Origin of the sequence: Rhodococcus olei (genome assembly GCF_039540555.1) — a bacterium.
In the GTDB taxonomy this organism is placed as follows: domain Bacteria; phylum Actinomycetota; class Actinomycetes; order Mycobacteriales; family Mycobacteriaceae; genus Rhodococcus_G; species Rhodococcus_G olei.
Genome location: NZ_BAABFB010000063.1, coordinates 119,574 through 144,587 on the forward strand (window position 1 = coordinate 119,574; position 25,014 = coordinate 144,587).

Sequence of the window (25,014 nt, forward strand, 5' to 3'; positions counted from 1 at the left end):
CACTGGCGCCGTGACGCTAGGGCGCGGCGACGCGGGCGATGAGGCCGAGGAAGTACTCGATCAGTTCCTCTGCCGCAGTGGGGGAGTCGACCTCGGTCAGCTCGATCGCACACGCGAGCACCACGGCGGTGACCGCGTGCGCGAGGGAGTCGCCGTGGGGGAGGGACGCGCTGTCGAGCTCGTCGATGTTGGTGCGCACCCACGCGGTCACGCGCTCCTGACGCGCTCGCCACAGTCCCGGGGGGCCCTCCATGGCGTGGAACAACCGCGTCTGTTCGCGGTCGCGCCAGCACCCGTCGAGGTAGGCGCGTGCCCCGGCCAGGTAGATCGCGAGCGTGTCGGTTTCCCCGGCCTCGCGTGCGCGTGCGCTGCCCTCCTCGGTCCGGCGCCGCTGCCGATGATAGAACTCGTCGTAGAGCGCGCCGAAGACCTCGGCCTTGCCCCCGAAGTGGTGGTAGATGCTGCCGACGCTGATCCCGGAGCGCTCCACCAGTTCGGCGATGCTGGAGGCCTCGTACCCCTTCTCCGCGAACACCGCACCGGCCGCGTCGAGAACCGCGCGCCGAGTCGATTGTGCTCTCGGCGAGTACCGTTGCTCCACGTCGGCGCCCGTCACCGGGGCGTCCGACGGTGCCGGGCGAGTCGAATTCATCCCGCCATCATGTCCCGTCGGCTCAGCGCGACCTCGAGCAGTGCCCGGGCCGCGGGTGCCAGCACCCCCGCGCGGTGCAGCACCGCCATCGTGAGCATGATCGGCGGGTCCGACGCCCTCGCCACCACGCCCGGTTCGTCGGCGTTGGCGGCCTGCTGCCGGGTGATCCAGCACATGCCGGCGCCGGCGGCGACCAACGGGATCGCCGACTGGCGGTGCGCGGTGACGACCCCCAGCCGGGTGCGACGCGCGGCGCGGCGCAGCGCGGCCTCCACCGTGGTCCGCGCCCGGGACCCGCTCGTGACGGCGATCGCAGGCAGGTCGGGAAGCTGGTCGTACGGCAGCGGATCGGGCAGTTCGGCCGCGACCGACGCCGGCAGCGCAACACACATCTCGTCGGTGCTCAGCGGGTGCACCTCGACACCGGGCTGGTCCTGGTCCTCGACCTCCGGGGCGAGGAATCCGAACCCCAATTCGACGCTGCCGTCGAGTACCGCCCGGGTGATGTCCGACTCGGACGAGTACTCGCGGACCCGCACCGTCACCCTGGGATACGCCCGCCGCAGGTCGCCGATCAGAACGGGCAGCGGGGACTCGCAGGCGCTGGCGGTGGCACCCACGTCGACGTGCCCGTTGTACAGACCCGAGAGTTCCGCGACCGAGGCGTGTGCCGTCGCGACGTCGCGCAACAACTGCCGGGCCGGCTTGATCAGGTCCTTCCCCGCGGGGGTGGGTACCAGACCCCGGCCGACCCGGTGGAAGAGCGGAGTGCCCAGTTCGCGTTCGAGCACCCTGATCGACTGCGAGAGCGACGGCTGGGCCAGGTGCAGTGCCGCGGCCGCGCGCACCACACCGCCGTGGTCGATCACGGCGAGGAAGTGCTCGGCCTGCCGGAACTCCATTGCCACCTCTATAACAGGATTCGTCGCAGCTCGCGTCCGGGTGCGGTCGGTTCAGCCTAGCCCGGGCCGTCGGAGATACGCTCGCGCGGTGGACTCGCGTCAGCTGCGCTATTTTCTCGCCGTCGTCGAGCACGGCAGCGTCACGCGGGCTGCCGAGATCCTCTTCGTGGCGCAGCCCGCGCTGTCCCAGTCACTGCGGGCGCTGGAGAACGAACTGGGTGTGGAGTTGTTCCGTCGGGTTCCCCGCGGGATGGAGCTCACGGTCGCGGGCGAGGCCCTGGTGGGTCCGGCGCGGCAGGTGATGGAGTCGTCCCGCTCCGCGGACGAGGCCGTGCGCCGCATCGCCGGTCTGGCCGGTGGCCGCCTCGATCTCGCCACTCCACCGGACCTCGCGGTGGATCCGATCGTGGCGCTGGTCGCCCGGTTTCGTGCCCGGCATCCCCGGGTGTGGGTGAATCTGATCGATCCCGGATCGCACTCGAACGTCGCCGATCTGCTGCGCGCCGCCCGGTGTGAGGTGGGTGTCGACTACCTCCCGGTCGGGGGCTCGCGCGTGGTGGCGCACACCCTCGGCCGGCGCCGGTTGCTCCTCGGTCTCCCGCCGGGATCCCCGCACACTCCGGCACGGTCGCTACCGCTCGAACGTCTTGCGGAGATTCCGCTCGTGATCGGCCCGCGCGGTACGGCGGTGCGCGACGAGGTCGAGCGCACGTGCGCCGGCCTCGGATTTTCCCCGCGCGTCGTGGTCGAGGTCGAGCACGAGCACCACGTGTTTCTCCTGGTCGCTGCCGGGGCCGGGGCGGCGTTCCTCACCGATCGCGAGGCCGAGCAGGCGGCGCGGCGCGGAGTCGCCGTCGTGCGCACCGACCCGGAACTGGGTCGCGACTTCGGCGTCGTCTGCCGGTCGGACGAACTGTCTCCGGCCGCACGTGCCTTCGTCGAGGAGGCGACGGTCGGCGTCGCCGACGACGCGATCACGCCCCGGTAGCGCCGCGCGCAGGCATAACCCGACGCTATCGATGCCAGTGGAGTTCCGTCTTTGACCGCGGTCGCCCGCCCCGGAAACGTGGCTGGAAAGGGTCGTCGTCGACGAGGATGGGCATGCGCGAGACAGCACACGATGAGGAAAGCTGCGGGGGAGTCCGGGCGGCCAGGGTCGGGCCTGCCGCCCCGCACGCGCTCGTGACGCGGTTCGCCGCGTGACCGACGTCCGCATCGACACATCCGCCCGACCGGACCGGAGCCGACGGAGCGGTGCCCCGGGATGGGTGCTGCTGGTGGCCTCGTTCACCGCGTTTCTCGGTGGGGTCAATCAGGGCACGCTGAACGTCGCGCTCCCGGTGATCGCCGCACACTTCGGGACCGGCCCGACCGTCACCAGCTGGATCCTGCTGTCCTATCTCGTCGGGATGGCCGGCACCATTCTCGTGTTCGGGCGTGTCGCCGACCTGGTCGGCAGACGCCGGGTGTTCCTCTGGGGGATGACGCTGTTCGCGGTGTCCAGCGTGGCGTCGGCGCTCGCACCCGGCGTCGGCATGGTCGTCGCCGGTCGGGCGGTGCAGGGCGTGGGTGCGGCGATGATGTTCGCAACCGGCGCCGCGATGATCGCGGCGGCGTACCCGCCGGGCCGTCTGGGGTCTGCGATGGGGATCTTCTTCGCGGTCAATTCGGTTGCGCAGATTCTCGGTCCGGTGCTCGGCGGGGTCATCGCCGCCGAACTCGGTTGGCGGTGGCTGTTCTGGGTCAACGTTCCGATCGCGGTGCTCGCCTACGTCGCCGGGATGTCGGTGCTGCCGCGACCCGAGGGTGCCGGGCAACCTCGCGGGACCTTCGACGGACCCGGTGCGGCGCTGTCGATCGTCGCGATCGTGTCGGGCGTCGCGGCCCTGACCATGGGAGGCGAACGCGGCTGGGCCAGTACGCCGATCGTCGGGCTGCTCGCCGCGGCGGCGGTTGCCTCGGCCGCCTTCGTGTGGTGGGAGCGGCGGGCAGTGTTCCCCCTCCTGGACCTGACACTGTTCGCCGACAAGGTCTTCCGATGGGCGACGATCTCCAGCCTCCTGAACACAGCTGTCCGGTTCTCGCTGATCCTGGTGGTGGCGTTGATGTTCCAGACGGTGCACGCGCTCGGGCCGACCGTCGCGGGCCTGGCGGTGGTACCGATCTCGCTCGGAACGATGCTCGCCTCGCTCGCCTACGGCGTCATCGAACGGTGGCTCGGTCACCATCGGTTGGGGGTCGCCGGATCGCTCGTCACGGCCGCCGGGGTGGTGCTGCTGATCCCGTCCGTCACCGGATCGGCGTACCTGACGTTCACGATGATCGGCGGGTTCGTGGCGGGCGTGGGAACGGGTGTCCTGCTCACCGCCAACGGCGCCGCGGTGCTGCTCGAGTGCGAGCGGTCGATGCTCGGCGTGGTGAGCAGCGTCCGCGCGTTGATGCAGATGGTCGGCAACGTGATCGGGGTCGCCGGATGTCTGGTCGTCGTGGCGATGCCCCTGTCCGGCGGGGACCGCAGTGCCGTGTACGGCCGCAGCGGTGCCACTCTCGGTCCGGCGGCGTCGGACGCCCTGGTTCGGGGATTCCACTCGGTCTTCGTCGTGCTCGTGGTGGTCGCGCTGGCGGGTGCCCTGGCCTCCTCCGCGGCGCGAGGTCGGCCCCGCGCACGACGGTGACGGGCCCGGAAACCGCAGGTGACGGGAGCCATAAGCGGATCCGATGCATCGCATTTAGAATACCGCTCTAGTGGTGTGACATAGTCGATGGTGCACTGAGTGGCGTGGATCACACTCACTCGATCACTTCGGAAGGTTCAGCGATGACCGTATCCGCGCCAGCGAAGGTCCCAGTCGTGTCCGTCGAGCCGGCGGCCCCGCCGCCGAGCCGAGGACGGGCATGGGTCGTGACCGGCATGCTCCTCGTCTTCATGCTGATCAACTTCGGGGACAAGGCGATTCTCGGGCTTGCGGCCAAGCCGATCATGAAGGATCTGGGCCTGACGGCGAGCCAGTACGGCATCCTCTCTAGCGCCTTCTTCGCGCTGTTCAGCATCTCGGCGATCGTGGTCGGATTCGTCACGAACCGGGTGCAGACCAAGTGGGTGCTCGCGGTGCTCGCGGTCGTCTGGGCACTGACGCAGCTGCCGATGCTGCTGAACGTCGGGTTCGTCGCGATCCTGGTGAGCCGGGTGGTCCTCGGTGCGGCCGAGGGGCCCGCGAACCCGTTGGCCATGCATGCGGTGCAGAAGTGGTTCCCCAACGAGCGGCGAGCCCTGCCCTGCTCGATCATCAACCTCGGGGCCTCGTTGGGCGTCGTGGTGCTGGCGCCGTTGATGACCAGCATCATCATCGCGTACGGCTGGCGCCTGGCCTTCTTCGCGATGTTCGCCATCGGGCTGGTCTGGGTGGTCGCGTGGATGGTCGTGGGCCGCGAGGGCACCTACGGGTCGGCGGGCGCAGCCGCGTCGGCCCGGCCGGAGGCGGAGGTCGCGGCGGAACCCCCGATCCCGTACCGGCGGCTCTTCCTGTGCGGAACCAGCCTCAGCGTGCTGTTCTCGTCGTTCGCCGCGTACTGGGCGCTGGCGATCATGATCTCCTGGCTGCCGGTCTACCTCGAGGGCCCGCTCGGACACAGCCCGCGCGCGACCGGACTGCTGATCGTCCTGCCCTGGGGCGTCAGCGGCGCGCTGATCCTCGCCCAGGGATTCCTGACCGACGCGTTGATGCGGCGCGGGGTGTCGAGCCGGGTCGCGCGCGGACTGCTCGGCGCAGGCTGCGTCCTGACCGCGGCGACGGCGATGCTCCTGCTGCCGGTCGCCCCGGCGGGGGGTCTGGCGCTGGCTGCGGTGACCGTCGCGTTCGCGGTCGGCGGCCTGCAGTTCGCGATCGGTTCGACGATGATCGGCGAGATCACCCCGGTCCGTCAGCGCGCGGCCGTGCTCGCGACGATGACCGGGCTCTACACCACGGCCGGCCTGATCGCCCCGTACGTGACCGGCAGGCTCGTCCAGGCCGGCGGCGGTGCCGACGAGGCGGCCGGATTCAACACGGCATTCGTGGTGGCCGGCGTTCTGATGTTGGCCGGCGGGATCAGCGCGGCACTGTTCGCTCGGCCCGAGCGCGACGCCGCCCGGGTGCGGGCGGGGTCGGTGCCCCACCTCACACCCGCCGCCTGAGCCGTTCGCCGCAGCGGCCCTGGAACCACTGGGTTCCAGGGCCGCTGCGGCGAATGAGTTCGCGGCATAACCCCAACCGATCGGGGTGTACGCATTCACGTCTTGGTCCCGGGCTCCCCGGTGCTGATTGATTGGACTGACGCAAGTTTCGTGCACAGAAGGAGCCCTCATGCGGGATGCAGTCATCGTCGACGCCGTCCGGACCCCGGTCGGTAGGCGCAACGGATCGCTGGCCGGGATCCATCCGGCGGACCTGTCCGCCCATGTCCTCTCCGCCCTCGCCGACCGTACCGGCATCGACCCGTCGATCGTCGACGACGTCGTGTGGGGCTGCGTCGGACAGGTCGGGGACCAGGCGAACAACATCGGCCGCAGTGGTGTGCTCGCCGCCGGCTGGCCCACGACGGTGCCGTCGACGACGGTCGACCGGCAGTGCGGCTCGAGTCAGCAGGCGCTGCACTTCGCGGCAGCCGGTGTCGTCTCCGGCCAGTACGACGTCGCCGTCGCCGGCGGCGTGGAGTCGATGTCGCGGGTGCCGATGGGATCGAGTCGCCAGTCCGGGCAGCCGTTCGGCCGGACCGTGCTGGACCGCTTCGGCGTCGACACGTTCAATCAGGGTGTCGGGGCCGAGATGATCGCGGAGAAGTGGGGCCTCTCCCGCGCGCACGTGGATGCCTTCGCCGCCTCCTCGCACGAGAAGGCCGCTGCGGCAGCGGATTCGGGTGCCTTCACCGGACAGATCGCGGTCCTGCCGGGAGTGCTGGATGTCGACGAGGGCATCCGGCGTGGCACCACGGTGGACACGCTCGCCTCGCTGAAGCCCTCCTTCAAGGAGGACGGGGTGATCCACGCCGGCAACGCCTCGCAGATCTCCGACGGATCCGGTGCCCTGCTGATCACGACCGGCGAGAGGGCGCGGCAACTGGGGCTGACGCCGATCGCCCGGATCCACACCGCGGTGCTCGCGGGTGACGACCCGGTGACGATGCTCACGGCACCGATCCCGGCGACCGCGAAGGCGCTCGCGAAGTCCGGGCTCTCGATCGCCGACATCGGCGCGTTCGAGGTCAACGAGGCCTTCGCTCCCGTCCCGTTGGCGTGGCTCGCGGAGACCGGTGCAGACCCGGGTCGACTGAATCCGCTCGGCGGCGCCATCGCGGTCGGGCATCCGCTCGGCGGGTCCGGTGCGGTGCTGGCGACCCGGCTGGTGCACCACATGCGCGACAACGGTATTCGCTACGGTTTGCAGACCATGTGCGAGGGTGGCGGGATGGCCAACGCCACCATCTTCGAATTGCTCTGACGGGCGTTCGCGCCGGAACGGTCGAACACCCGGCAGGAGCCCACGGACACACCGAGGACGGGGTGCGCGTCAGCTGGTGATGCGGGGGACTCGGGCGGCGCGGCGCGGCGGGGCGCGCAGGTCCGGTCGAAACGCACTGGGGCGGTGGTCAAGACGGCTGCTTCCCGCTCGACCCGGGCGCGATCCGGCCCGCGCGGGGGTGGGCGCCGTCGCCCGCGGTGCCCACCCCCGACCCCTAGAGCGCGGCGAATGCGGCCGCGACGTACTCGGCGGAACGGTCGGAGCCGAGCAGTCCCGCCCCCATCCGGTTCATCGTGTAGGAGATCGTCGCGCGCCGCTCGGTGTCGATGACGATCTGCGACCCGCCCCAGCCGCCCCAGAAGCAGATTCGGCGGTCCGGCACGTACGGAACGGATTCCGGTGTCGGCAGACCGAATCCGATGCCGAAGCGGATCGGCACGCCGAGCACCAGGTCGACGCCGTCGGACTGCTTCTCGAAGATCAGCTCGACGGTGTCGGGCCCGAGCAGCCGGACGCCGTCGACGGTGCCGTCGCAGGCGATCGCGGACTGGATGCGGGCCAGCGCGCGAGCGTTGGAGTGCCCGTTCGCGGCACCGATCACCGCGTCGCGCCAGCCGTCGGTCCACGACACCGTCGCGTCGACGGGCGGGTTGCCGAACGTCTTGACCATCACCGAGTTCGGATCCAGGGAGGCGAAGTCGATCGAAAGCGGCGGCGGCGGAACGACGTTCGCGACGCGGCCGTGGTCGGCGCGGTCGACGCCGAAGCGGAAGTCGGCGCCGAGCGGTCCGGTGACCTCCTCGGCCACGAACCGCTGCAGGTCGCGGCCGTCGACCCGGCGGACCAGTTCGCCGAGCAGGTGCCCGTGGTTGATCGCCTGGTAGCCGGAGGCGGTGCCCGGCGCCCACCACGGGGCCTGGTCGGCGAGCCGCGCGCACGCCACCGGGAGGTCGTAGAGCTGGTCCCGGGTCAGCGGCTCCTGCCACCCCGACACCCCGGAGGTGTGGGAGAGCAGGTGCCGGACCTCGACGCCCTCCTTGCCGTTCGCGGCGAACTCCGGCCAGTACTTCGACACCAACGCGTACGGGTCGATCAGGCCGCGGTCGATCAGCATCAGCACCGCGAGCGCCGTGACGGTCTTGCTGCACGACCACACGTTGGTGATCGTGTCGCGCTGCCACGCGGTGGTGCGGTCGGTGTCCGCCCAGCCGCCCCAGATGTCGACGACGGGCGCGCCGTCGATCGTGACCGCGATCGAGGCGCCCAGGTCCTCGCCCGAGTCGAGGTTGCGGCGCAGGGCGTCGCGCAGGTCGGTGAATCGCGGATCGCAGGTGCCCGAAATCTCTGTCATGTGCTGCCGACTCCGTTCGGTCGATGTGAGTCAGGCCACATTAATTGAACTCGAGCTCGAGTAGAAGTGCTCGTCGCGTCGGGGTCGACCCTTCTACATATGCGAATGTGTGCATATGATTGGCCGGGGGCCGAGGTGCGGCACCGGGAGGGGCAGTCATGGGAGTCGGCCACGGTCACGGACACGCGGCGGAACCGGGCACGGCCGGACCGTCGTCCGCGCGGATCCGCCGGATGGTCGTCGCGCTCGGCATCCTCCTCGGTTTCCTCGTCCTCGAGGTCGTCGTCGGCCTCGCGATCGGCTCGCTCGCCCTGCTCGCGGACGCCGGCCACATGCTCACCGACGTCGTCGGGATGTCGATGGGGCTGGTCGCGCTGCTGCTCGCCCGGCAGGGGTCCAAGGCGGCCGCCCGCACGTTCGGCTGGCACCGCGCCGAGGTCCTCACCGCGATGGCGAACGCGGTGCTGCTGCTCGCCGTCGCGGTGTGGGTGATGTGCGAGGCCATCGGCCGGATCGGCGACAGCCCGGAGATCCCCGGCCTGCCGATGCTGCTCACCGCCGCCGCCGGACTCGCCGCGAACCTCGTGGTCATGCTGCTGCTGCGCGCCGACGCCGAGGACTCCCTGGCCGTCCGCGGTGCCTACCTCGAGGTTCTCGCCGACGCGGTCGGCAGCGTCGGCGTCCTGATCGCCGGTGCCCTCGTGCTGCTGTTCGACTGGACCTGGGCCGACATCGTCGTCGGTGTGCTGATCTCGCTGTGGGTGGTGCCGCGGGCCATGAAACTCGCCGCGGCCGCGCTGCGGATCCTGACCCAGGCGTCCCCCGCGACCGTCGACGTCGACGCCGTTCGCGCGGACCTGCAGGCCCTGCCCGGTGTCTCCGGTGTCCACGACCTGCACGTGTGGACGCTGACCACCGGCATGGACGTCGCGACCGTGCACCTGACCACCGACACCGACTCGCAGAGCGTGCTGCGCGCCGCCAAGACCGTCCTCGACGGGCACGGCCTCGAACACGCCACCGTGCAGGTCGAGTCCGGCGTCGACGGGACCCGCTGCGAGGAGAACCTGACGTGGTGACCGGTCAGCGGTAGCCGTCGGTGTCCGCAGGCAGTCCGCGGTCCTGCACCTCGACGAGGTAGCGCCAGCAGTCCGGGCGAGAACCGTCGACGTCGGTGAACCCGTGCCGCCGGGCCAGCTGCCCGCTCGAGACCACCGTGCCGCTCAGTGCCGCGACCTCGGGGTCGGCGGCCAGCGCCGCCACCGCGCGACCGACGAACGTCGGCGACTCGGAGATCGCGAAGTGCGGCTCCCGGTCGAGGGCGTCGCGCCAGTTCTCCTCCGTCACACCGAAGATCTCCAGCATCGTCTCCGACCGCAGCCAGCCGGGCGTGACCGCGACCGCGGCGCACCCGTGCGGCGCCAGTTCGTACGCCTGTGCGGTCGTCATCCGCTGCACCGCGGCCTTGACGAGGTCGTAGTAGAACCCGACCTGGTGCCGGTACGCGACGTTGTACTCCGCGGTGCCGTCGGTCATCTCGACCACGAGTCCGCCCGGCCGCCGGATCAGCAGCGGCAGGGCGAAGTGGCTGGTGATCGCGTGCGTGTCGATGCCCATCCGCAGCATCCGCAGGCCGCCGTCGAGGTCGTGCTCCCACACCGTGGTGCCGAACTGGGCGTATCGGTCGCCGCCGAAGATGTCGTTGACCAGGACGTCGAGCCTGCCGTGGTCGGCGTCGATGCGCGCGATCAGGGTGCGCACCTGCTCCGGTTCGAGGTGGTCGACGCGCAACGCGATCCCGTCGCCGCCGGTCGCGGCGATGAGGTCGCCGGTCTCCTCGATGGTTTCGGGCCGGTCGATCTCCGAGCGCCCGGCGCGGCTGCTGCGTCCCGTCGCGTAGACCGTCGCGCCCGCCCGGGCGAGTTCGACGGCGATCGCGCGGCCGGCGCCGCGGGTGGCGCCGGCCACCAGGGCGACCTTGCCGGTCAGATCCGCTGCGCTCACCGGCTGGTCCGCGTGACGCCGGCGCCGGGACGCCACAGGTCGACGTGCAGGCGGTCCTCCGACACCGTCGTCAGCACCACCTCCTCGACACCGAGTTCGAAGATCTGCGCGTCCTCGCCCGGGTTCTCCGGGTAGGAGTCGAGGATCACCCGTTTCTCGTCGCCGGTCAGTTCCCGGGCACGGCCGGAGATCTTCGCGTCGCCGCCGTCCATCGTGTGGTGACCCGGGTTCGAGTGCAACGAGTACCGCGGATCCCGCTGCAGGTCCCGTGCCTTGCGGGCACCCGGCATCGAGCCGAGCACGAGCAGCCCGCGGAAGGTCTCGACCTCGGTGCCGCTGACCCGCGGCGAGCCGTCCGCACGCAGGGTCGCGAGGACGTGGTGCTTGTGTGCGGTCAACCGCGCGCGAACCGCGTCGGCCAGGTCGGGTGCCTCGTCGGAGAACTGTTGCCAGGTCGTCATGAAACCCAGTGTGCGTGCCCATCCCTGACATCTCCTGTCAGTGACACGTCGTAGTGTCCGGCGGGTGCGATCAAGTCGGCTGCTCGATCTGATGCTGCGTCTGCAGGGCGGACCGGGCTCGACCGCGGGCCGGCTGGCCGAGCAGCTCGGCGTCTCGGTGCGCACCGTGTACCGCGACGTAGCTGCACTGCAGGCGGCGGGAGTCCCGGTGTACACCGAGAGCGGCCCCGGCGGCGGGATCCGGTTGCTCGACGGCTGGCAGTCCAAGCTCAGCGGAATGACCGAGGTGGAGACGTCGGCCCTGATGCTGCTCGGGATCCCCGGGCTGGCCGCGGACCTGGGGCTCGGGGCACAGACCGCGGCGGCGGAGGCGAAGCTGCTCGGCCTGATGCCGCTGCCGCTGCGTACCGGCGCCCGGCTGTGGCGTTCCCGGTTGCACGTGGACGCACCCGGCTGGTTCGACACCGCCGACCGCACCCCGCATCTCGCGGCGGTCGCGCGCGCCGTGCTCGACGGTCGCCGGGTGCGGATCGGATACCGCAGGGGCCGCGGGGTCGTCACCCGGACCCTCGACCCGCTCGGGCTGGTCGCCAAGGCCGGGGTCTGGTACCTCGTCGCCGTGCACCGGGGGCGGACGCTGTCCTACCGGGTCGCGCGCGTCACCGCCGCCACGGACGCGGGCGCCGCGGCGGATCGGCCGGCCGACTTCGACCTGGCCGCCTGGTGGGCGGCGTCCGCCGCCGAGTTCGACCGCTCCCTGCTGCGGTTCCCGTGCCGGGTGCGGCTGTCCCCGGCCGCGTGGCGGGCCCTGCCCGCGGTGGTCGGGGTGGAGGCGGCCCGGGTGACGCCCGGGCCGGCGGACGCCGACGGCTGGGTCCGGGTGGAGTTGCGTCTCGAGGCGGAAGAGGTTGCGGTGCACCAGCTGACCGCGCTCGGCGCCGGCGTCGAGGTGCTGGCGCCGGCGTCGCTGCGCGCCGGGCTGCGAGCGGTCGGGGACGAGATCGCCCGACGCAACGCGTGAGCCGTCACAGCATCCGGCGTCGCCGGTCCAGGGCGGTCGCGCGGCGCACCGACACCCGCGACCACACCGCCTGCTGGATCGCCAGCGTCGCCCACCCCGCCAGGGCCATCCCGGACAGGTTCAGCACCAGCTGCAGCGTGCTGCCCCAGATCTCGTTGCCGGCACCGAACGCGATGCCCAGCCCCACGTTGCCCGCCGCAGGCACCGTGGTCACCGAGATGAACACCCCGGACAGCCCACCGAGTTTGGACGACGTCAGCGACAGCACCCCGGCCGCCGCAGCGATCACCGCGACGATGAACGACCACTTGTCGGGGCTGTAGATGAACGCGGTCTCCGGCCGTGGGCCGGTGACGTCCTCGTACGTCACCCAGCCCAGCAGGCGTCCGGCCACCGCGGCAAGCGCGGTCGCGGCGATGGCCACCACGAACCCGACGACCAGCGTGCGAACCGCGGTGGCCAGCAACACGACTCGGCGTTTGACCAGGGCGACTCCGAGAGCGGCGATCGCGCCGAACTCCGGCCCGAGCACCATCGCCCCGATCACCAGGATCTGCGAGTCGGTGATGATCGCGATGCCGGCCAGCAGGGTCGCCATCGTCATGAAGCTCAGGTACGTCCAGTTCAGCTCGACGTCCTCGTAGGAGCGCTGCGCGACCTCCGCCCACACCACCGTGTCGGCGCTGCTGCCCGGCGCGCGCAGTTCGGCATCGAACCCGCTGCGCGAGAGCCACGTGTGGATCGGGTCGAGTTCGATGCTGCCGCGGTGGTGCAGTCCGGTCGCCCGCAGTTTCGCGACGACGTCGTTCGCGGTCTCCCGGGCCAGGTCGGCGTACACCAGGTCGCCGTCCGGTCGGATCGCGGCGCCGCGCACCACGGCCAGCCCGCTGACCCCCTCCTCGTCCTCGAGGATCCGGACGGCGTCGTCGGTCAGGTCGGTCGGCGACAGGATCCGCAGATGCAGCATGCCGACAGTGTGCCGCCCGGCTCGTGCCACGCCGTGGAGGCGCAGCGGTACCCAAATCGTTTCGCGCGCGTGCGCCGGCTCGCTAGCATTGCCGGCCATGGCTACCCCACATCCCCGCGTGTACTTCGGTGACCGGATCGTCGACGCCGCCGAGGCGTCGCTGGGGGTCGCCACCTCCGCGATGCTGTACGGCCTGAGCGTGTACACCGTGTTCCCGGTGCACGTGGACGGCGGCAGGCGCACCGCGTTCCGGCTGCCCGACCACTTCCAGCGCATGGTCGAGTCCTGCAAGATCATCGGGATGGACCGGTTCGCGGCCGACTGGGACTACGACCGGTTCGTCTCCGTCGCAACCGAACTCGTCGCCGAGAACGCGCCGACCGGGGACGTGTTCGTGCGCGCCAGCGTGCACGTCGACGAGTCCATCCCGGGAACCCGGGTCCGCGGCTGCCACACCACCGTCAGCATGTTCGTCTACGACGCGGTCCCGATCGTCCCGCAGGACGGCATGCGCCTGAAGACCAGCCAGTGGCGGCGCATCCCCGACTCGGCGATCCCGTCGCGCGCCAAGGTCAACGGCGCCTACGTCAACTCGGTGCTCGCCAAGCAGGACGCCATCGACGCCGGCTACGACGACGCGGTCTTCCTCGACACGAACGGGCACGTGTGTGAGGTCAGCGCCGCCAACATCTTCCTGGTCCGCGGCGGCACCCTGATCACCCCCGACGTGTCCTGCGACATCCTCGACGGCATCAACCGGCGCACCCTGCTCACGCTCGCCGCCGAGGACGGCATCCCGGTCGTCGAGCGGACCGTCGACCTGACCGAGCTGTACATCGCCGACGAGGTGTTCGTCACCGGCACCTCCGCCGGTGTCGCGCCGGTGCTCGAGGTCGACGGCCGCGTGGTCGGCACGGGTAAGCCGGGACCGGTCGGGGAGGCGCTGCGCAAGCGGCACGCCGCCGCCCTGCGCACCGACACCCTGCACGGCTGGGTGACCGCGCTGTAGGCGGACCGCCGCACCACTTGGAGGCGGCCCGGAGGACCGCCGTGGGCCCGAGGAAGTAACTTCGGGTGATGAGCATCGACAACGGATCAGCGCCGAAGTGGTTCCTCGAGGCCCTCGCCGCGCCCGTCGACATCGGGCGGGTCGAGGTCCGCGGCGCGTCGATCGCCTACCGCGCCTGGGGCGAGGAGGACCAGCCCGGCATCGTCCTCGTCCACGGCGGAATGGCGCATTCGCGCTGGTGGGACCACGTCGGCCCGCTGCTGGCGCACGGCAGGCGGGTCGTCGCGCTGGACCTGTCCGGGCACGGCGACAGCGACCACCGGGAGATCTACACGCTCGAGACGTGGGCCGACGAGGTGCTCGCGGTCGCCGAGGCCGGCTCGATCGTGGGCAAGCCCGTCCTCGTCGGGCACAGCATGGGCGGCATCGTCTCCTACGTCGCCTCCCACCGGCACGGGGACATGCTGGACGGCATCGTGATCCTCGACTCGCCGATCCGGGACCTCACCCCGGAGGAGCAGGAGATGCGCGCGCAGCGGCCGGTGACCGGCCCCAAGGTCTACCCGAGCGTCGACGCGGCCGTGTCCCGGTTCCGGCTGGTGCCGCCGCAGGAGACCGCCGAGCCGTACGTGTTCGACCACATCGCGCGGACCTCACTGAAGGAGGTCGACGGCGGTTGGAGCTGGAAGTTCGACGCGAGTCAGATGGGCCGCGGCGGGCGCAGCACCCTCGACGGCACCACCGCGGGCACCCGGGTCGCCTACTTCCGCAGCGAGAACGGCATCGTCAGCGAGGCCCTGCTGGACCGGATGCGCGACATGTTCGGCCCGGACGCGACGATCGTCGAGCTCCCGGCCGCCGGGCACCACCCGGTGTTCGACCAGCCGCTCTCGGTGGTCACCGCGGTCCGGACCGTCCTCGCCGCCTGGTCGTGACCGGCGGTCCCACGGATCGCGACGGACGTCAGAGCCAGAACCGCATCAGATAGTTGCCGTACTGCGCCCACACCCCGGGCACCCCGGACAGCTCGAACAGGGCGTAGACCGCGTCGAAGAATACCCGGTTGACCGACGGGACGAACAGCAGCGCGATCAACGCCAGCATCCCGAGACCCTTGAACTGGTCGAGCGAGCGGCGGGTCCGCGGCGACAGCGACGGCTCCAGGGCCGCGTACCCGTCCAGGCCGGGAATCGGGACCACGTTCAGCACGGTCGCCATCACCTGCAGGAACGCCAGAAAGCTCAGCCCCCACCAGAACACCGGGTGGGTGGCGGCGTCGCCGAAGACGCGGATGACGGTCAGCAGCGCGACCGCGGTGATCGCGTTGACCGCGGGCCCGGCCAGTGCGATGCGGCGTGCCGCCCGCGGCGGCAGCAGATCCGTGCGCAGGTACACCGCCCCGCCCGGCAGGCCGATGCCGCCGAGGGCGATGAACAGCACCGGAAGCCCGATCGACAGCAGCGGGTGGCTGTACTTCAGGGGATTCAGCGTCAGGTAGCCGCGGGCCGCGACGTCGCGGTCGCCGTGCCGCCACGCGACGAACGCGTGCCCGAACTCGTGCACGCACACCGACACCACCCAGCCCGCGACCACGAGCAGGAACACCCCGACACTCGCGGCGGTCGACTTCGGCTCCGCCCGCCACGCCAGGACGCCCCCGCCGATCGCGACCGCGAGCACCGCGACGAACACCGGGCTCGGCCGGACCACGGCACGTCGGGTGTCGGGAAACGTCATGGATCCAGTGTGCCGCGACGTCCGTGCCGGTGCAGTCGGCGCCCGCCGCCCCCCGGTCGCATGCCGGCGCCTCAGCGGACGAGCAGCCACTCCCGGGTGTCACGGTAGAAGCTGCACCGCTTCAGCGCCCGCGGCGTGGTGACACCGTCGCGGGTGACGACCGCACCGACCGCGCCGAGTTGCACGGCCCGCGCCGGCAGCCAGCGGGTGCGCAGCAGACGCCGCCCCGCGCTCGCCCGGACCCCGGGCAGATCGAGAGTCGGGGTGACCCGCAGCCGGGGGATCTCGCCGGAGAACACCCGCTCCGAATCGGCGTACGCCTCGCCGACGAGCGGACCGCCGTCGGGACCGGTGATCGTCGCCTCCCCGACCAGAGCGGTGCCCGAGTCGTCACGGATCAGCGGCAGGGGCGAGGCCGACCCGTCGACCGCGAGGCGAGCGGCCCGCTGCGCGACCGGCAGCCCGTACAGCCGGGTCGCCGGGGTCGGCTCGGCGCTGACGTACGCCACCTCCACGTGCAGCCGCTCGCTGCGCATCAGCCGGGTCAGCGTCGCCGCCAACGCGCCGTCGTCGCCGACGACCACCAACCGGGGCCCGGCGACATCCGGCCCGGCCGCGTCGAGCAGCGGCAGCAGTTCGTCGAAGTCGGGTTTGGCGGGCACCGCCGGTGCGGTCACGACGGGCAGTGCCGCGAGCGGCGTCGGGACTTCCGGTCCGCCGCAGGCGAGTACGTGAATGGTCAAGATCAGCTCCGGTCCGTGCGTTCGTTCGCTCCGACGATACGAACGATGCCGCCGCGGCCGTCATCCGGCTGCCGGATGCGTACCCGATTCCGGTGTGCCGGAGACCCTGCGGTTCTATCCTGAGAGGAGCGGTCGACACACCCCCCGCAGCAGCCCACAATCGGAGTTTCCGATGCTGACCACCGAATCGCCATTACGACGTCCGTCCTCCACCCGGGTCACCCGATTCTGTCGGTCCGGACTCACCTCGGTCGTGAGCGAGCTGCGAAGAGAGGGCACCGCCGAATCGTCGGCGGACCTGCGCGCCGCCGAGGACCTCCTCGAGCTCGGCATCGGCCAGATGTCCACGCCGACCGCGGCGCTCAGTCACCCGTTCCAGGTGCAGCCGGTGATCGGGTCGGTGGCGGTGCACGCCGACGTCGAGCGTTCCGTGTCCGAACCGGAGGTCGTCCAGATCACCGCCGAGCTCCCGCCCGACGCGCCACCGCTGCCGGTGCGGGTGGTGTGGTTCAACATGCTGTCGCTGGTCGGCGGTTTCGAGACCGTGCAGCCGCAGCCCGCGGCGGACGGCACGCTGCGCGCCGAGGGATCGGTCCGCTCGGGCCCGGGAGTCGTGGTCGCCGGCATCGTCCCCGCCGCCGACGGCGGACGCCCCGGCTTCGCGCTCGTCGCCGACTGAACCGCGCCCGCCCGGGCCTCGTGATCCCGTTGCACGAGCGCCGTTGCCCCACCCGAATTCGAGAGCAGTAAATTCGAGAGCAGTAGCAGTGTTCGACCGAGCCGGATGACTCACCCGACGGACGACCGAGGCGATTGCGATGACCACAGTGAGCGTCACCATGGTCAACACGACGAACGAGGCACTGGTGCTCGACCCCGAGGAGTCCGACCGGGGGTCCGACGCGCCGGGCATGCCGACGAGAATCGCGGCTCACGCGACAGGACGGTTCCGAATGAGTGGTGGCGTCAGCTACCTGCTCGGCGGGGACCCCGACCGGGTGATCTATCTGCAGGTCGACGGCGCGGTGTGGGCCCCGCCCACCTGCGTCGTCCGGTCCGCGGCCGACGAGGACGGGCTCGAGATCCAGGTCAGCCCGGCGCCGTGGCTGCACGGTCCAACCGCGGCCTGAGTTCGGGCCCAGTGAACCGAGGGGTCACGGGCCGGCGACGGAGGCGGATCGCGGTGCGATGTCGGGTGTGCCGAGTCTCCTCGGCTAAACTGTCGTCCCGGCCACTGTCCACGGACGGCTGGTCTCTGCGCTGAGATGCGCAGACGTCTGTCGACCTAGGAGACACGTCATGCCGGCAATCGTCCTCATCGGAGCCCAGTGGGGCGACGAGGGTAAGGGCAAAGCTACCGATCTACTGGGCGGCCGCCTCCAGTGGGTGGTCCGATACCAGGGTGGCAACAACGCCGGCCACACCGTCGTCCTCCCGAACGGTGACAAGTTCGCACTGCACCTGATCCCGTCCGGCATCCTCACCCCCGGCGTCGCGAACGTCATCGGCAACGGTGTCGTGGTGGATCCGGGTGTGCTCCTCGAGGAGCTCGCCGGGCTCGAGGAGCGGGGCGTCGACACCTCGAAACTGCTGCTCTCGGCCGATGCGCACCTGATCATGCCGTACCACGTGGCCATCGACAAGGTCACCGAGCGCTACCTCGGCGCCCGCAAGATCGGCACCACCGGCCGCGGCATCGGCCCCTGCTACCAGGACAAGATCGCCCGCGTCGGCGTCCGCGCGGCCGACGTCCTCGACGAGAAGATCCTCACCCAGAAGGTCGAGGCCGCACTGGAATTCAAGAACCAGGTGCTGGTCAAGATCTACAACCGCAAGGCCCTCGACCCTCAGCAGGTCGTCGACGAGGTGCTCGAGCAGGCGGAGGGCTTCAAGCACCGCATCACCGACACCCGCCTGGAGCTGAACCGGGCCCTCGAACGCGGCGAGACGGTGCTGCTGGAGGGTTCGCAGGGCACCCTGCTCGACGTCGACCACGGCACCTACCCGTACGTGACGTCCTCGAACCCGACCTCGGGCGGCGCCGCCGTCGGCTCCGGCATCGGGCCGAGCCGGATCACCACGGTGCTCGGCATCCTCAAGGCGTACACCACCCGCGTCGGCTCCGGCCCGTTCCCGACCGAGCTGTTCGACAGCCACGGCGAGTACCTCGCCAAGCAGGGTGGCGAGGTCGGCGTGACCACCGGCCGCGCGCGGCGCACCGGGTGGTTCGACGCGGTCATCGCCCGCTACGCGACCCGCGTCAACGGCATCACCGACTACTTCCTGACCAAGCTCGACGTGCTCTCCACCCTCGAGACGGTGCCGATCTGCGTCGCCTACGACGTCGACGGCGTCCGGTACGACGAGATGCCGATGACGCAGACCGACGTCCACCACGCCAAGCCCATCTACGAGGAGATGCCCGGCTGGTGGGAGGACATCTCGCACTGCCGCACCTTCGAGGAGCTGCCGGTCAACGCGCAGAACTACGTGCTGCGACTCGAGGAGCTGTCCGGCGCGTTCATCTCCTGCATCGGGGTCGGCCCGGGCCGCGACGAGACGATCGTCCGCCGCGACGTCCTGGCCTGATCTTCGAACCTGCGACGAACCCGTCCGGTGTCCCACCGGGCGGGTTCGTCGCGTCGCGGCCGGTGCGGTCGAGTCGACCGGTGACCGGCCCCGCGACCGACTTCTTCACGTGACACCCGCCGGTGGCTGCGGGCGGGCCCTCCCGTGGTCAGAACAGGGTGGGGTCGTCGAAACCGGGTGTGTGCTCGGCTTTGAGCAGGGCACGTTTGGTGACGGCGCCGCCGGCCGCGGAGAAGCCGCCGACCGCGCCGTGCGCGGCGAGCACCCGGTGGCACGGCACCAGGATCGGAATCGGGTTGCGCCCCAACGCCTGTCCGACGGCCTGTGCGGCGCCGGGGCTGCCGACCGCGGCCGCGACCTCGCCGTAGGTCAGCGTGTGACCGGGCCCGATCGTGCGTGTGACGGCGTAGACGCGGCGGTCGAAGTCGCCGACGGCGGTCAGGTCGAGTGCGACGTCGGCGAGGTCGTCGGGCGCACCGGCGAGCAGGGCGGCGACCCGATCCGTGACCGCGCGCTCACCGGCGCCGGCGGGGCGCTCCCGAGCGTCGGGGAAGCACTTCCGGACGCGCTCGCGGGTTCCGCCCTCGGTTCGCTCGGGTAGCTGGAACCCGACGATGCCGTTCCCGCCCCAGATCACCCCGCACCGGCCGAGGACGGTGTCGAAGAGCGCGAAGTACGGCGTGGTCACGGATCCAGTATGACCGCACCCCCCGACAGGTTCGCCCACAGGAAAGGCCAGTTGTCCTCAACTGGACTGCTTGGCCGCCAGGCTTCGTCCGGCGCCGATGCCGGGTTCGGTGCGCGACGCCACCGCCTGGAGGTCGCGGTACGCGCGTTCGGCGTCGTGCTCCTCCGGCAGGCGCCCGGCCAGCGGAGCGGCAGGTCGAAACTGGTCCAGGTGGAAGAGCGGCCTGCCACGGGTGCGGCGGACGAGGGTGACCGCGGTCAGGGCACCGAGGACGGCGAGGAAGGTCAGGAACGGAAGCATGCCTTCATCGTGCGTCCAACTGGCATTGAGATAAATGGCCAGTTGGGCAATACTGGTCTGCATGATGCTGAGCGAGGCCCACCAATGCGGGTGATCGGCGCGTCCACACTGGCCCGCGACCTCGGTCGCTGGCAGCCGGAGGGCGCACGCGGCAGCCACGGACGCCGGCCCGGATACCGCGCCCTCGCCGACGGAATCCGGCTGCTGATCGCCGACGGCCGCATCCCGCTCGGGGTGGCGCTGCCCAGCGAACGTGACCTCGCGGTCGCCCTCGAACTGAGCCGCACCACGATCACCTCCGCGTACACCGTCCTGCGGGAGGACGGGTACCTCGTGAGCCGGCAGGGGTCCCGCAGCACGGTCACCCTGCCCGCGCCCTCGCCGACCCCGGTGCCGGTTCCGGTGCCCGCGGCGGCCGTCGACCTGACCTGCGCCGCGATGTCCGCACCCGCCGACCGCATCCTCGACGCCTACACGTACGCGGTGAGCGCGCTCCCCGCGCACCTGCACACCACGGGGCTGGAGTCGCTCGGGCTGCCGGTGCTCCGGGAGGCCGTCGCGCAGCGGTACCGCGACCGCGGCGTTCCGACGTCCGCGGAGCAGATCATGATCACCACGGGCGCGCAGCAGGCCCTGGTGCTGGTGCTCGCGTTGCTCGCCGCGCCGGGGGAGCGGGTGCTGATCGACCACCCCACCTACACCAACGGAATCGAGGCGATCAAACGTTCCGGGGCGCGGCCGGTGCCGGTGCCACTGCGGTTGGAGTCGAGGGGGTGGGACCTCGACGCGATGCGCAGTGCGGCCCGGCAGACCGCCGCCAAGCTCGCCTACGTCGTCCCGGACTTCCACAACCCCACCGGCTTCTGTCTCGACGACGCAGGTCGCGCCGAACTCGTCCGGATCGCCGGTGACACCCGCATGACGCTTGTCGTCGACGAGACGATGACCGACCTCGGTCTCGACGAGCCGACCCCGACCCCGGTGGCGTCCTTCGCGGCCGGCGCGCGCGCCGACGTGATCACGATCGGATCGATGTCGAAGGCGTACTGGTCCGGCCTGCGGATCGGCTGGATCCGGGCCGACGTGTCGACCGTCACCGCCCTGCTGGCGATCCGGTCCGCGATCGACCTCGGGTCCGCGGTTCTCGAGCAGGTGGTCGCGGCGAATCTGCTCGCCGACCCGGACGCGGTGCTGCCCGCCCGGCGGGAGCAACTGCGCCGTCAGCGGTCGGCGCTGGTGACCGCGTTGGCGGCGGAACTGCCCGAGTGGCGCTGCGATCCGGGGCCCGGCGGCATGGCCCTGTGGGTGCAGCTGCCCGAGCCGCTGTCGACGGCCGTCGCCGCGACCGCCCCCGCACACGGCGTGCTGCTCGCGGCCGGTCCGCGCTTCGGTCTCGAGGGGGCGTTCGAGCGGTACATCCGGCTGCCGTATGCGAGGAGCGAGGACGAGTTGCGCGCGGCGGTGCGCGGCCTGGCCGCGGCGTACCGCGCGCTGGCGGTACGGCCGATACCGGCGAGTCCCGCACTGGTCATCTGAACACCGAGTACGACCCCGCGGCGCTCAGCCGCCCGCCGGGCCCTCGCCGTTCGCGACCGCCTCGATCCAGTCGACGACGTCGTCGGTCAGCTCGGACATGCCGTCGGCGGGGTCGCCCTGCCACCAGCCCGGATCGGTCACGCCGTCGTTGACGGCGAGTATCTCGTGCGCGACCGCCGGATCGAGCGGCTCCCCGTTGTGCTCGACGAGCCAGTCACGTGCCTCCGGGGACAGTCGCGGCCACCATTGCGTGACATCCATGCCACCGATTGTGGCGGCGACGCCGACGCCACGCATCGGGGGAATCCCTGAATTCGGCCGGAGCGGGGTCCGCGGCGGCGCGCCGGTGGACCCCGCTCCGGTATCGGATGTCAGCGCCAGAGGGTGTCGATGTCGGTGGCCTCGGTGGCCGGCGGGGTCGGCAGCGCGGTCTCGGTGCGGGAGAACCGCGGCGCGGGCCGGTGCTGGACGACGTTGTCGAGCTCGACCAGCGAGCCGCGGGCGGCGATGTGCGCGTTGGCGGGGGCCTCGGCGAACGTGAGCACCGGGGAGGTGCAGGCGTCGGTGCCTTCGAAGATCGCCGCCCACTCGTCGCGGGTCTTCGACAGGAAGGTCTCGGTGAGCACCTTCCGCAGCTCCGGCCAGCCGTTGCGGTCGTTCTGGCCAGGAAGCGCGGCCGGGTCCAGTTCGAGCAGCCGCAGCAGTTCGGCGTAGAACTGGGGCTCGATCGCGCCGACGGCCATGTACTTGCCGTCGGCGGTCTCGTAGGTGTCGTAGTACGGCGCGCCGGTGTCGAGCATGTTCACCCCGCGCTCGTCCGACCACAGGCCCTGGCCGCGGAAGCTCCAGATCATGTGCGACAGGGCCAGGGTGCCGTCGACCATCGCGGCGTCGATGACCTGACCCTTGCCGGAGGTCTGCCGTTCGACGAGGGCGGCGAGGATGCCGAAGACGAGGAACATCGAGCCGCCGCCGAAGTCGCCGACCATGTTCAGTGGCGGCACCGGGCGTTCGCCGTTGCGGCCGATCGCGTGCAGCACACCGGTCAGAGAGATGTAGTTGATGTCGTGACCGGCGGCCTGGGCGAGCGGTCCCTGCTGGCCCCAACCGGTCATCCGGCCGTAGACCAGTCGCGGGTTGCGTTCGAGCGCGACGTCGGGGCCGAGACCCATCCGCTCGGTGACGCCGGGCCGGAAGCCCTCGATCAGGACGTCGGCACGCTCGATCAGGCCGAGGACCTTCTCGATGTCGGCGGGGTCCTTCAGGTTCGCCTCGACGATGCGGCGGCCGCGCAGGGTCTGGTCGTGGCGGCCCTCGGGGGTCGGGATCATGCCGGCCCGCTGCACGCGGACGACGTCCGCACCGAGGTCGGCGAGCAGCAGTGCCGCATGCGGGCCGGGGCCGATGCCGGCCAGTTCGACGACGCGGACCCCGGCGAGCGGACCCTGGCTGGTGTGGTTGTCTGCGGACACGGTTCTCCTCGATTCTCCGGGGCGGACTGCTGCCTTAACACCCGCTAAGTTAGCGCCATCCGGGTTCGGGATGTGCGCGGGGTCACGATCGGGTCGGCTCTTGCCCTCGGTCACGGGGCCGCGCACAGTGGATTCATGACATTCCCCGGTCGACTCGTGGCCTTCGTGCCCAGCACGGACCTGGACGTCTCGTCGATGTTCTACGTCGACACCCTGGGTCTGACGTTGCGGGAACGCACACCGTTCGCGCTGGTCCTCGACGGTGGCGGGGGAGTGCCGCTGCGCGTGACCCTGGTCCAGTCCACGTCCGACGCCGGATACACGGTCCTCGGCTGGCAGGCCGAGGACCTCGACGCCACCGTCGACGAGTTGCGCGCCAAGGGTGTCGAGTTCGTCGACTACCTCGGGATGGACCAGGACGACCACGGCGCGTGGACCGCACCCGACGGCACCCGCATCGCGTGGTTCCGCGACCCGCACGGCAACGTGCTGTCGCTGCACCAGGAGCCGTAGCGTCGCGGCGGCCTACAGTTGGCCGGCGACGAAACCGGCCAGCAGTACCGCGAATCCGCCCATCTCCCCGACGATCAGCGCGACCATCGCCGCGTGCAGCGGCATGCCGGCGTGCGCGAACTGGTTGTCGGTGTCGCGCCGGGCGCCGTGCAGCACGTAACTGCCGATCGCGGCGACGAAGAAGAACACCGGCACCGCCGCGGCCGTCAGGTTCACCGCGGTCGGCCACGCGCTGAGCTCGACGAACACCGCGATCAGCAGAGTCGCGAACGCGTACATCAGCGCCGCCCGGTGCGCGATGTCCACGTACGGGTGCGCGAGATGGTTGGCGGCGGTCGCCATCTGCCGGTACTTCCACACCCCGAGGCCCAGCGCGCCCAGGAAGATCAGGCCCGCGGCGAGCAGGGTGAGGGTGGTGTCGATCCCCAGGTCCATCCGGACAGTGTCGCAATCCGACCGGTCGGCTCGGAATTCGCGTAGTCCTCTACTCGCGACCAGGGCAGGCCCGGAGGGCGACGATCGATTCGTACGTCAATCGGCGCGGCAGCGCGACACACGGAAGGACCGATCATGAATACCCTGTTTCGCGGCGTGACCATCACCGGTGCAGCGGTGGTGACAGTGCTGGCCGGTGCCGGACTCGCCTCGGCCGACACCGTCACGAACACGGTGGGCGGCCCGGGGAGGATCGTCGTGACGACGAGGTCGACCGTCGACGTCGGCTGTGAGGCCACCATCACCGATCCGAAGGGTGCCGCGGGTCCCCGAAACTACCAGGCGAGGGCTGCGGAGCCCGGTTCGACGGCGTTCACGGGCCTCCCAGCGGGGTCCTACACGGTCCGGACGGTGTGCAGCGACGGAACGCCGACGGTGGTCTCGTCGTCGAAGGACACGGTGAACGTCACCCAGCCCACCCTGCTCGACCAGATGATGCAGATGTTCGGTAGCTGAGCCGTACCGCCCGATCCGACCGGCTCTGGCACAGTGGCGCCCGTGAGCACGGGCGCGGAGATTCTGGTCGGGCTGGCGATCATGGTCGGGCTCGTCGGCATCGTGCTGCCGATCCTGCCGGGAACGCTGCTGGTGCTCGGTGCGATCGGGGTGTGGGCGGTCGTCGAGCACACCGGCACCGGCTGGGTCGTGTTCGGTGTGGCCGCACTGCTTCTCGTGGTGTCGGGCGTGGTCAAGTACACCTGGCCGGGACGGCGCATGCGCGATGCCGGGGTGCCGAAGCGATCGCTGGTGATCGGTGCGCTGGTCGGCATCGTCGGGTTCTTCGTCGTCCCGGTGATCGGTCTGTTGCTCGGGTTCCTGCTCGGCACCTACCTCTCGGAGGCGCAGCGGCACCGCACCCATGCCGGTGCGTGGCGCGCGACGGTGCACGCGACCAAGGCGGTGGGGCTGTCGATCCTCATGGAGCTGCTGGGCGCGTTGCTCGCGGCCGGGGTGTGGCTCGGCGCGGTGATCCTGGTCTGACGCACCGAATACGCGGGGCAGTGAAGGTAGGGCAGTCCGTCGGTGCGAAGGCCGGGCGGCCTGGTGTCGGCGATACTGGGAATCGCAGGTGTACC

The 25,014-nt window shown here is 71.1% G+C and carries 28 protein-coding genes; 15 read left to right on the forward strand and 13 right to left on the reverse strand.

The window, feature by feature from the left end:
* Nucleotides 1-16 precede the first annotated feature (16 nt).
* The gene (locus ABD951_RS20650; protein ID WP_345349442.1) at nt 17-652 is read right to left on the reverse strand and encodes a TetR/AcrR family transcriptional regulator; all 636 of its coding nucleotides are present in this window, start codon (nt 650-652) and stop codon (nt 17-19) included.
* Entirely contained in the window at nt 649-1,554 is a 906-nt protein-coding gene (locus tag ABD951_RS20655) for a LysR family transcriptional regulator (protein ID WP_345349445.1), read from the reverse strand. The genes ABD951_RS20650 and ABD951_RS20655 overlap by 4 nt, the downstream gene beginning before the upstream one ends.
* Nucleotides 1,555-1,642: 88 nt before the next feature.
* Here ABD951_RS20655 and ABD951_RS20660 point away from each other — a divergent pair, with 88 nt between their 5' ends.
* The 4 genes from ABD951_RS20660 to ABD951_RS20675 all read left to right on the forward strand — a co-directional run bounded on the left by ABD951_RS20660 (nt 1,643) and on the right by ABD951_RS20675 (nt 7,031).
* Nucleotides 1,643-2,542, forward strand: coding sequence for a LysR family transcriptional regulator (locus tag ABD951_RS20660; RefSeq protein WP_345349448.1), 900 nt, complete (start codon nt 1,643-1,645; stop codon nt 2,540-2,542).
* A 211-nt stretch (nt 2,543-2,753) separates the two neighbouring features.
* Nucleotides 2,754-4,229, forward strand: coding sequence for an MFS transporter (locus ABD951_RS20665; RefSeq protein ID WP_345349450.1), 1,476 nt, complete (start codon nt 2,754-2,756; stop codon nt 4,227-4,229).
* Nucleotides 4,230-4,465: 236 nt separating this feature from the next.
* Nucleotides 4,466-5,728 carry an MFS transporter gene (locus ABD951_RS20670; RefSeq protein ID WP_345349584.1) on the forward strand — a complete coding sequence of 421 codons (1,263 nt, stop codon included), beginning with the start codon at nt 4,466-4,468 and terminating at the stop codon, nt 5,726-5,728.
* A gap of 169 nt (nt 5,729-5,897) precedes the next feature.
* The gene (locus ABD951_RS20675) at nt 5,898-7,031 is read left to right on the forward strand and encodes a thiolase family protein (protein ID WP_345349453.1); all 1,134 of its coding nucleotides are present in this window, start codon (nt 5,898-5,900) and stop codon (nt 7,029-7,031) included.
* Between the two features lie 235 nt (nt 7,032-7,266).
* On the opposite strand, the gene ABD951_RS20680 is transcribed toward ABD951_RS20675, so the two are convergent.
* A complete protein-coding gene (locus ABD951_RS20680) occupies nt 7,267-8,403 on the reverse strand; it encodes a serine hydrolase domain-containing protein (protein ID WP_345349456.1) in 1,137 nt (378 codons plus the stop codon).
* Nucleotides 8,404-8,561: 158 nt separating this feature from the next.
* Here ABD951_RS20680 and ABD951_RS20685 point away from each other — a divergent pair, with 158 nt between their 5' ends.
* On the forward strand, nt 8,562-9,482 hold the full coding sequence (locus ABD951_RS20685) for a cation diffusion facilitator family transporter (RefSeq protein ID WP_345349459.1): 921 nt from the start codon (nt 8,562-8,564) through the stop codon (nt 9,480-9,482).
* Between the two features lie 4 nt (nt 9,483-9,486).
* Here the strand turns inward: ABD951_RS20685 and ABD951_RS20690 are convergent, their stop codons facing one another.
* Entirely contained in the window at nt 9,487-10,407 is a 921-nt protein-coding gene (locus ABD951_RS20690; protein WP_345349462.1) for an SDR family oxidoreductase, read from the reverse strand.
* Nucleotides 10,404-10,868 carry a pyridoxamine 5'-phosphate oxidase family protein gene (locus tag ABD951_RS20695; protein WP_345349465.1) on the reverse strand — a complete coding sequence of 155 codons (465 nt, stop codon included), beginning with the start codon at nt 10,866-10,868 and terminating at the stop codon, nt 10,404-10,406. The genes ABD951_RS20690 and ABD951_RS20695 overlap by 4 nt, the downstream gene beginning before the upstream one ends.
* A 64-nt stretch (nt 10,869-10,932) precedes the next feature.
* Here ABD951_RS20695 and ABD951_RS20700 point away from each other — a divergent pair, with 64 nt between their 5' ends.
* Nucleotides 10,933-11,889 (forward strand): helix-turn-helix transcriptional regulator, encoded by a 957-nt coding sequence (locus ABD951_RS20700; RefSeq protein WP_345349468.1) that lies wholly within the window; start codon nt 10,933-10,935, stop codon nt 11,887-11,889.
* Nucleotides 11,890-11,893: 4 nt separating this feature from the next.
* On the opposite strand, the gene ABD951_RS20705 is transcribed toward ABD951_RS20700, so the two are convergent.
* Nucleotides 11,894-12,856: a DUF389 domain-containing protein gene (locus tag ABD951_RS20705; RefSeq protein WP_345349471.1), complete on the reverse strand. Its 963-nt coding sequence runs from the start codon at nt 12,854-12,856 to the stop codon at nt 11,894-11,896.
* A gap of 97 nt (nt 12,857-12,953) precedes the next feature.
* On the opposite strand from ABD951_RS20705, the gene ABD951_RS20710 reads away from it, so the two are divergent.
* Both ABD951_RS20710 and ABD951_RS20715 read left to right on the forward strand, forming a co-directional pair.
* The gene (locus tag ABD951_RS20710) at nt 12,954-13,865 is read left to right on the forward strand and encodes an aminotransferase class IV (RefSeq protein WP_345349474.1); all 912 of its coding nucleotides are present in this window, start codon (nt 12,954-12,956) and stop codon (nt 13,863-13,865) included.
* 68 nt (nt 13,866-13,933) lie between these two features.
* Nucleotides 13,934-14,800: an alpha/beta fold hydrolase gene (locus tag ABD951_RS20715; RefSeq protein WP_345349477.1), complete on the forward strand. Its 867-nt coding sequence runs from the start codon at nt 13,934-13,936 to the stop codon at nt 14,798-14,800.
* Between the two features lie 28 nt (nt 14,801-14,828).
* Here ABD951_RS20715 and ABD951_RS20720 read toward each other — a convergent pair whose 3' ends face one another.
* Nucleotides 14,829-15,602 (reverse strand): site-2 protease family protein, encoded by a 774-nt coding sequence (locus ABD951_RS20720; RefSeq protein WP_345349480.1) that lies wholly within the window; start codon nt 15,600-15,602, stop codon nt 14,829-14,831.
* A 71-nt stretch (nt 15,603-15,673) separates the two neighbouring features.
* The gene (locus tag ABD951_RS20725) at nt 15,674-16,351 is read right to left on the reverse strand and encodes a hypothetical protein (protein ID WP_425569905.1); all 678 of its coding nucleotides are present in this window, start codon (nt 16,349-16,351) and stop codon (nt 15,674-15,676) included.
* A gap of 247 nt (nt 16,352-16,598) precedes the next feature.
* On the opposite strand from ABD951_RS20725, the gene ABD951_RS20730 reads away from it, so the two are divergent.
* The 3 genes from ABD951_RS20730 to ABD951_RS20740 all read left to right on the forward strand — a co-directional run bounded on the left by ABD951_RS20730 (nt 16,599) and on the right by ABD951_RS20740 (nt 18,934).
* Nucleotides 16,599-17,024, forward strand: coding sequence for a hypothetical protein (locus ABD951_RS20730; RefSeq protein WP_345349486.1), 426 nt, complete (start codon nt 16,599-16,601; stop codon nt 17,022-17,024).
* A 139-nt stretch (nt 17,025-17,163) separates the two neighbouring features.
* A complete protein-coding gene (locus ABD951_RS20735; RefSeq protein ID WP_345349489.1) occupies nt 17,164-17,475 on the forward strand; it encodes a hypothetical protein in 312 nt (103 codons plus the stop codon).
* A 169-nt stretch (nt 17,476-17,644) separates the two neighbouring features.
* On the forward strand, nt 17,645-18,934 hold the full coding sequence (locus tag ABD951_RS20740) for an adenylosuccinate synthase (protein ID WP_345349492.1): 1,290 nt from the start codon (nt 17,645-17,647) through the stop codon (nt 18,932-18,934).
* Between the two features lie 148 nt (nt 18,935-19,082).
* Here ABD951_RS20740 and ABD951_RS20745 read toward each other — a convergent pair whose 3' ends face one another.
* Entirely contained in the window at nt 19,083-19,622 is a 540-nt protein-coding gene (locus ABD951_RS20745) for a methylated-DNA--[protein]-cysteine S-methyltransferase (protein WP_345349495.1), read from the reverse strand.
* Between the two features lie 57 nt (nt 19,623-19,679).
* Entirely contained in the window at nt 19,680-19,985 is a 306-nt protein-coding gene (locus tag ABD951_RS20750; RefSeq protein WP_345349498.1) for a hypothetical protein, read from the reverse strand.
* Between the two features lie 21 nt (nt 19,986-20,006).
* On the opposite strand from ABD951_RS20750, the gene yczR reads away from it, so the two are divergent.
* Nucleotides 20,007-21,458 carry a MocR-like transcription factor YczR gene (gene yczR / locus ABD951_RS20755; RefSeq protein ID WP_345349501.1) on the forward strand — a complete coding sequence of 484 codons (1,452 nt, stop codon included), beginning with the start codon at nt 20,007-20,009 and terminating at the stop codon, nt 21,456-21,458.
* A 24-nt stretch (nt 21,459-21,482) separates the two neighbouring features.
* Here yczR and ABD951_RS20760 read toward each other — a convergent pair whose 3' ends face one another.
* Entirely contained in the window at nt 21,483-21,719 is a 237-nt protein-coding gene (locus tag ABD951_RS20760) for a hypothetical protein (protein WP_345349504.1), read from the reverse strand.
* A gap of 110 nt (nt 21,720-21,829) precedes the next feature.
* Nucleotides 21,830-22,930 (reverse strand): CaiB/BaiF CoA transferase family protein, encoded by a 1,101-nt coding sequence (locus ABD951_RS20765; protein WP_345349507.1) that lies wholly within the window; start codon nt 22,928-22,930, stop codon nt 21,830-21,832.
* 135 nt (nt 22,931-23,065) lie between these two features.
* Between ABD951_RS20765 and ABD951_RS20770 the strand changes: the two genes are divergently transcribed.
* Complete coding sequence (locus ABD951_RS20770) at nt 23,066-23,443, forward strand: VOC family protein (protein ID WP_345349510.1); 378 nt, start codon at nt 23,066-23,068, stop codon at nt 23,441-23,443.
* A 12-nt stretch (nt 23,444-23,455) separates the two neighbouring features.
* Here the strand turns inward: ABD951_RS20770 and ABD951_RS20775 are convergent, their stop codons facing one another.
* Nucleotides 23,456-23,878 carry a hypothetical protein gene (locus ABD951_RS20775; protein ID WP_345349513.1) on the reverse strand — a complete coding sequence of 141 codons (423 nt, stop codon included), beginning with the start codon at nt 23,876-23,878 and terminating at the stop codon, nt 23,456-23,458.
* A gap of 135 nt (nt 23,879-24,013) precedes the next feature.
* Here ABD951_RS20775 and ABD951_RS20780 point away from each other — a divergent pair, with 135 nt between their 5' ends.
* The gene (locus ABD951_RS20780; protein WP_345349516.1) at nt 24,014-24,394 is read left to right on the forward strand and encodes a hypothetical protein; all 381 of its coding nucleotides are present in this window, start codon (nt 24,014-24,016) and stop codon (nt 24,392-24,394) included.
* A 42-nt stretch (nt 24,395-24,436) separates the two neighbouring features.
* A complete protein-coding gene (locus ABD951_RS20785; protein ID WP_345349519.1) occupies nt 24,437-24,919 on the forward strand; it encodes a DUF456 domain-containing protein in 483 nt (160 codons plus the stop codon).
* Nucleotides 24,920-25,014 lie beyond the last annotated feature (95 nt).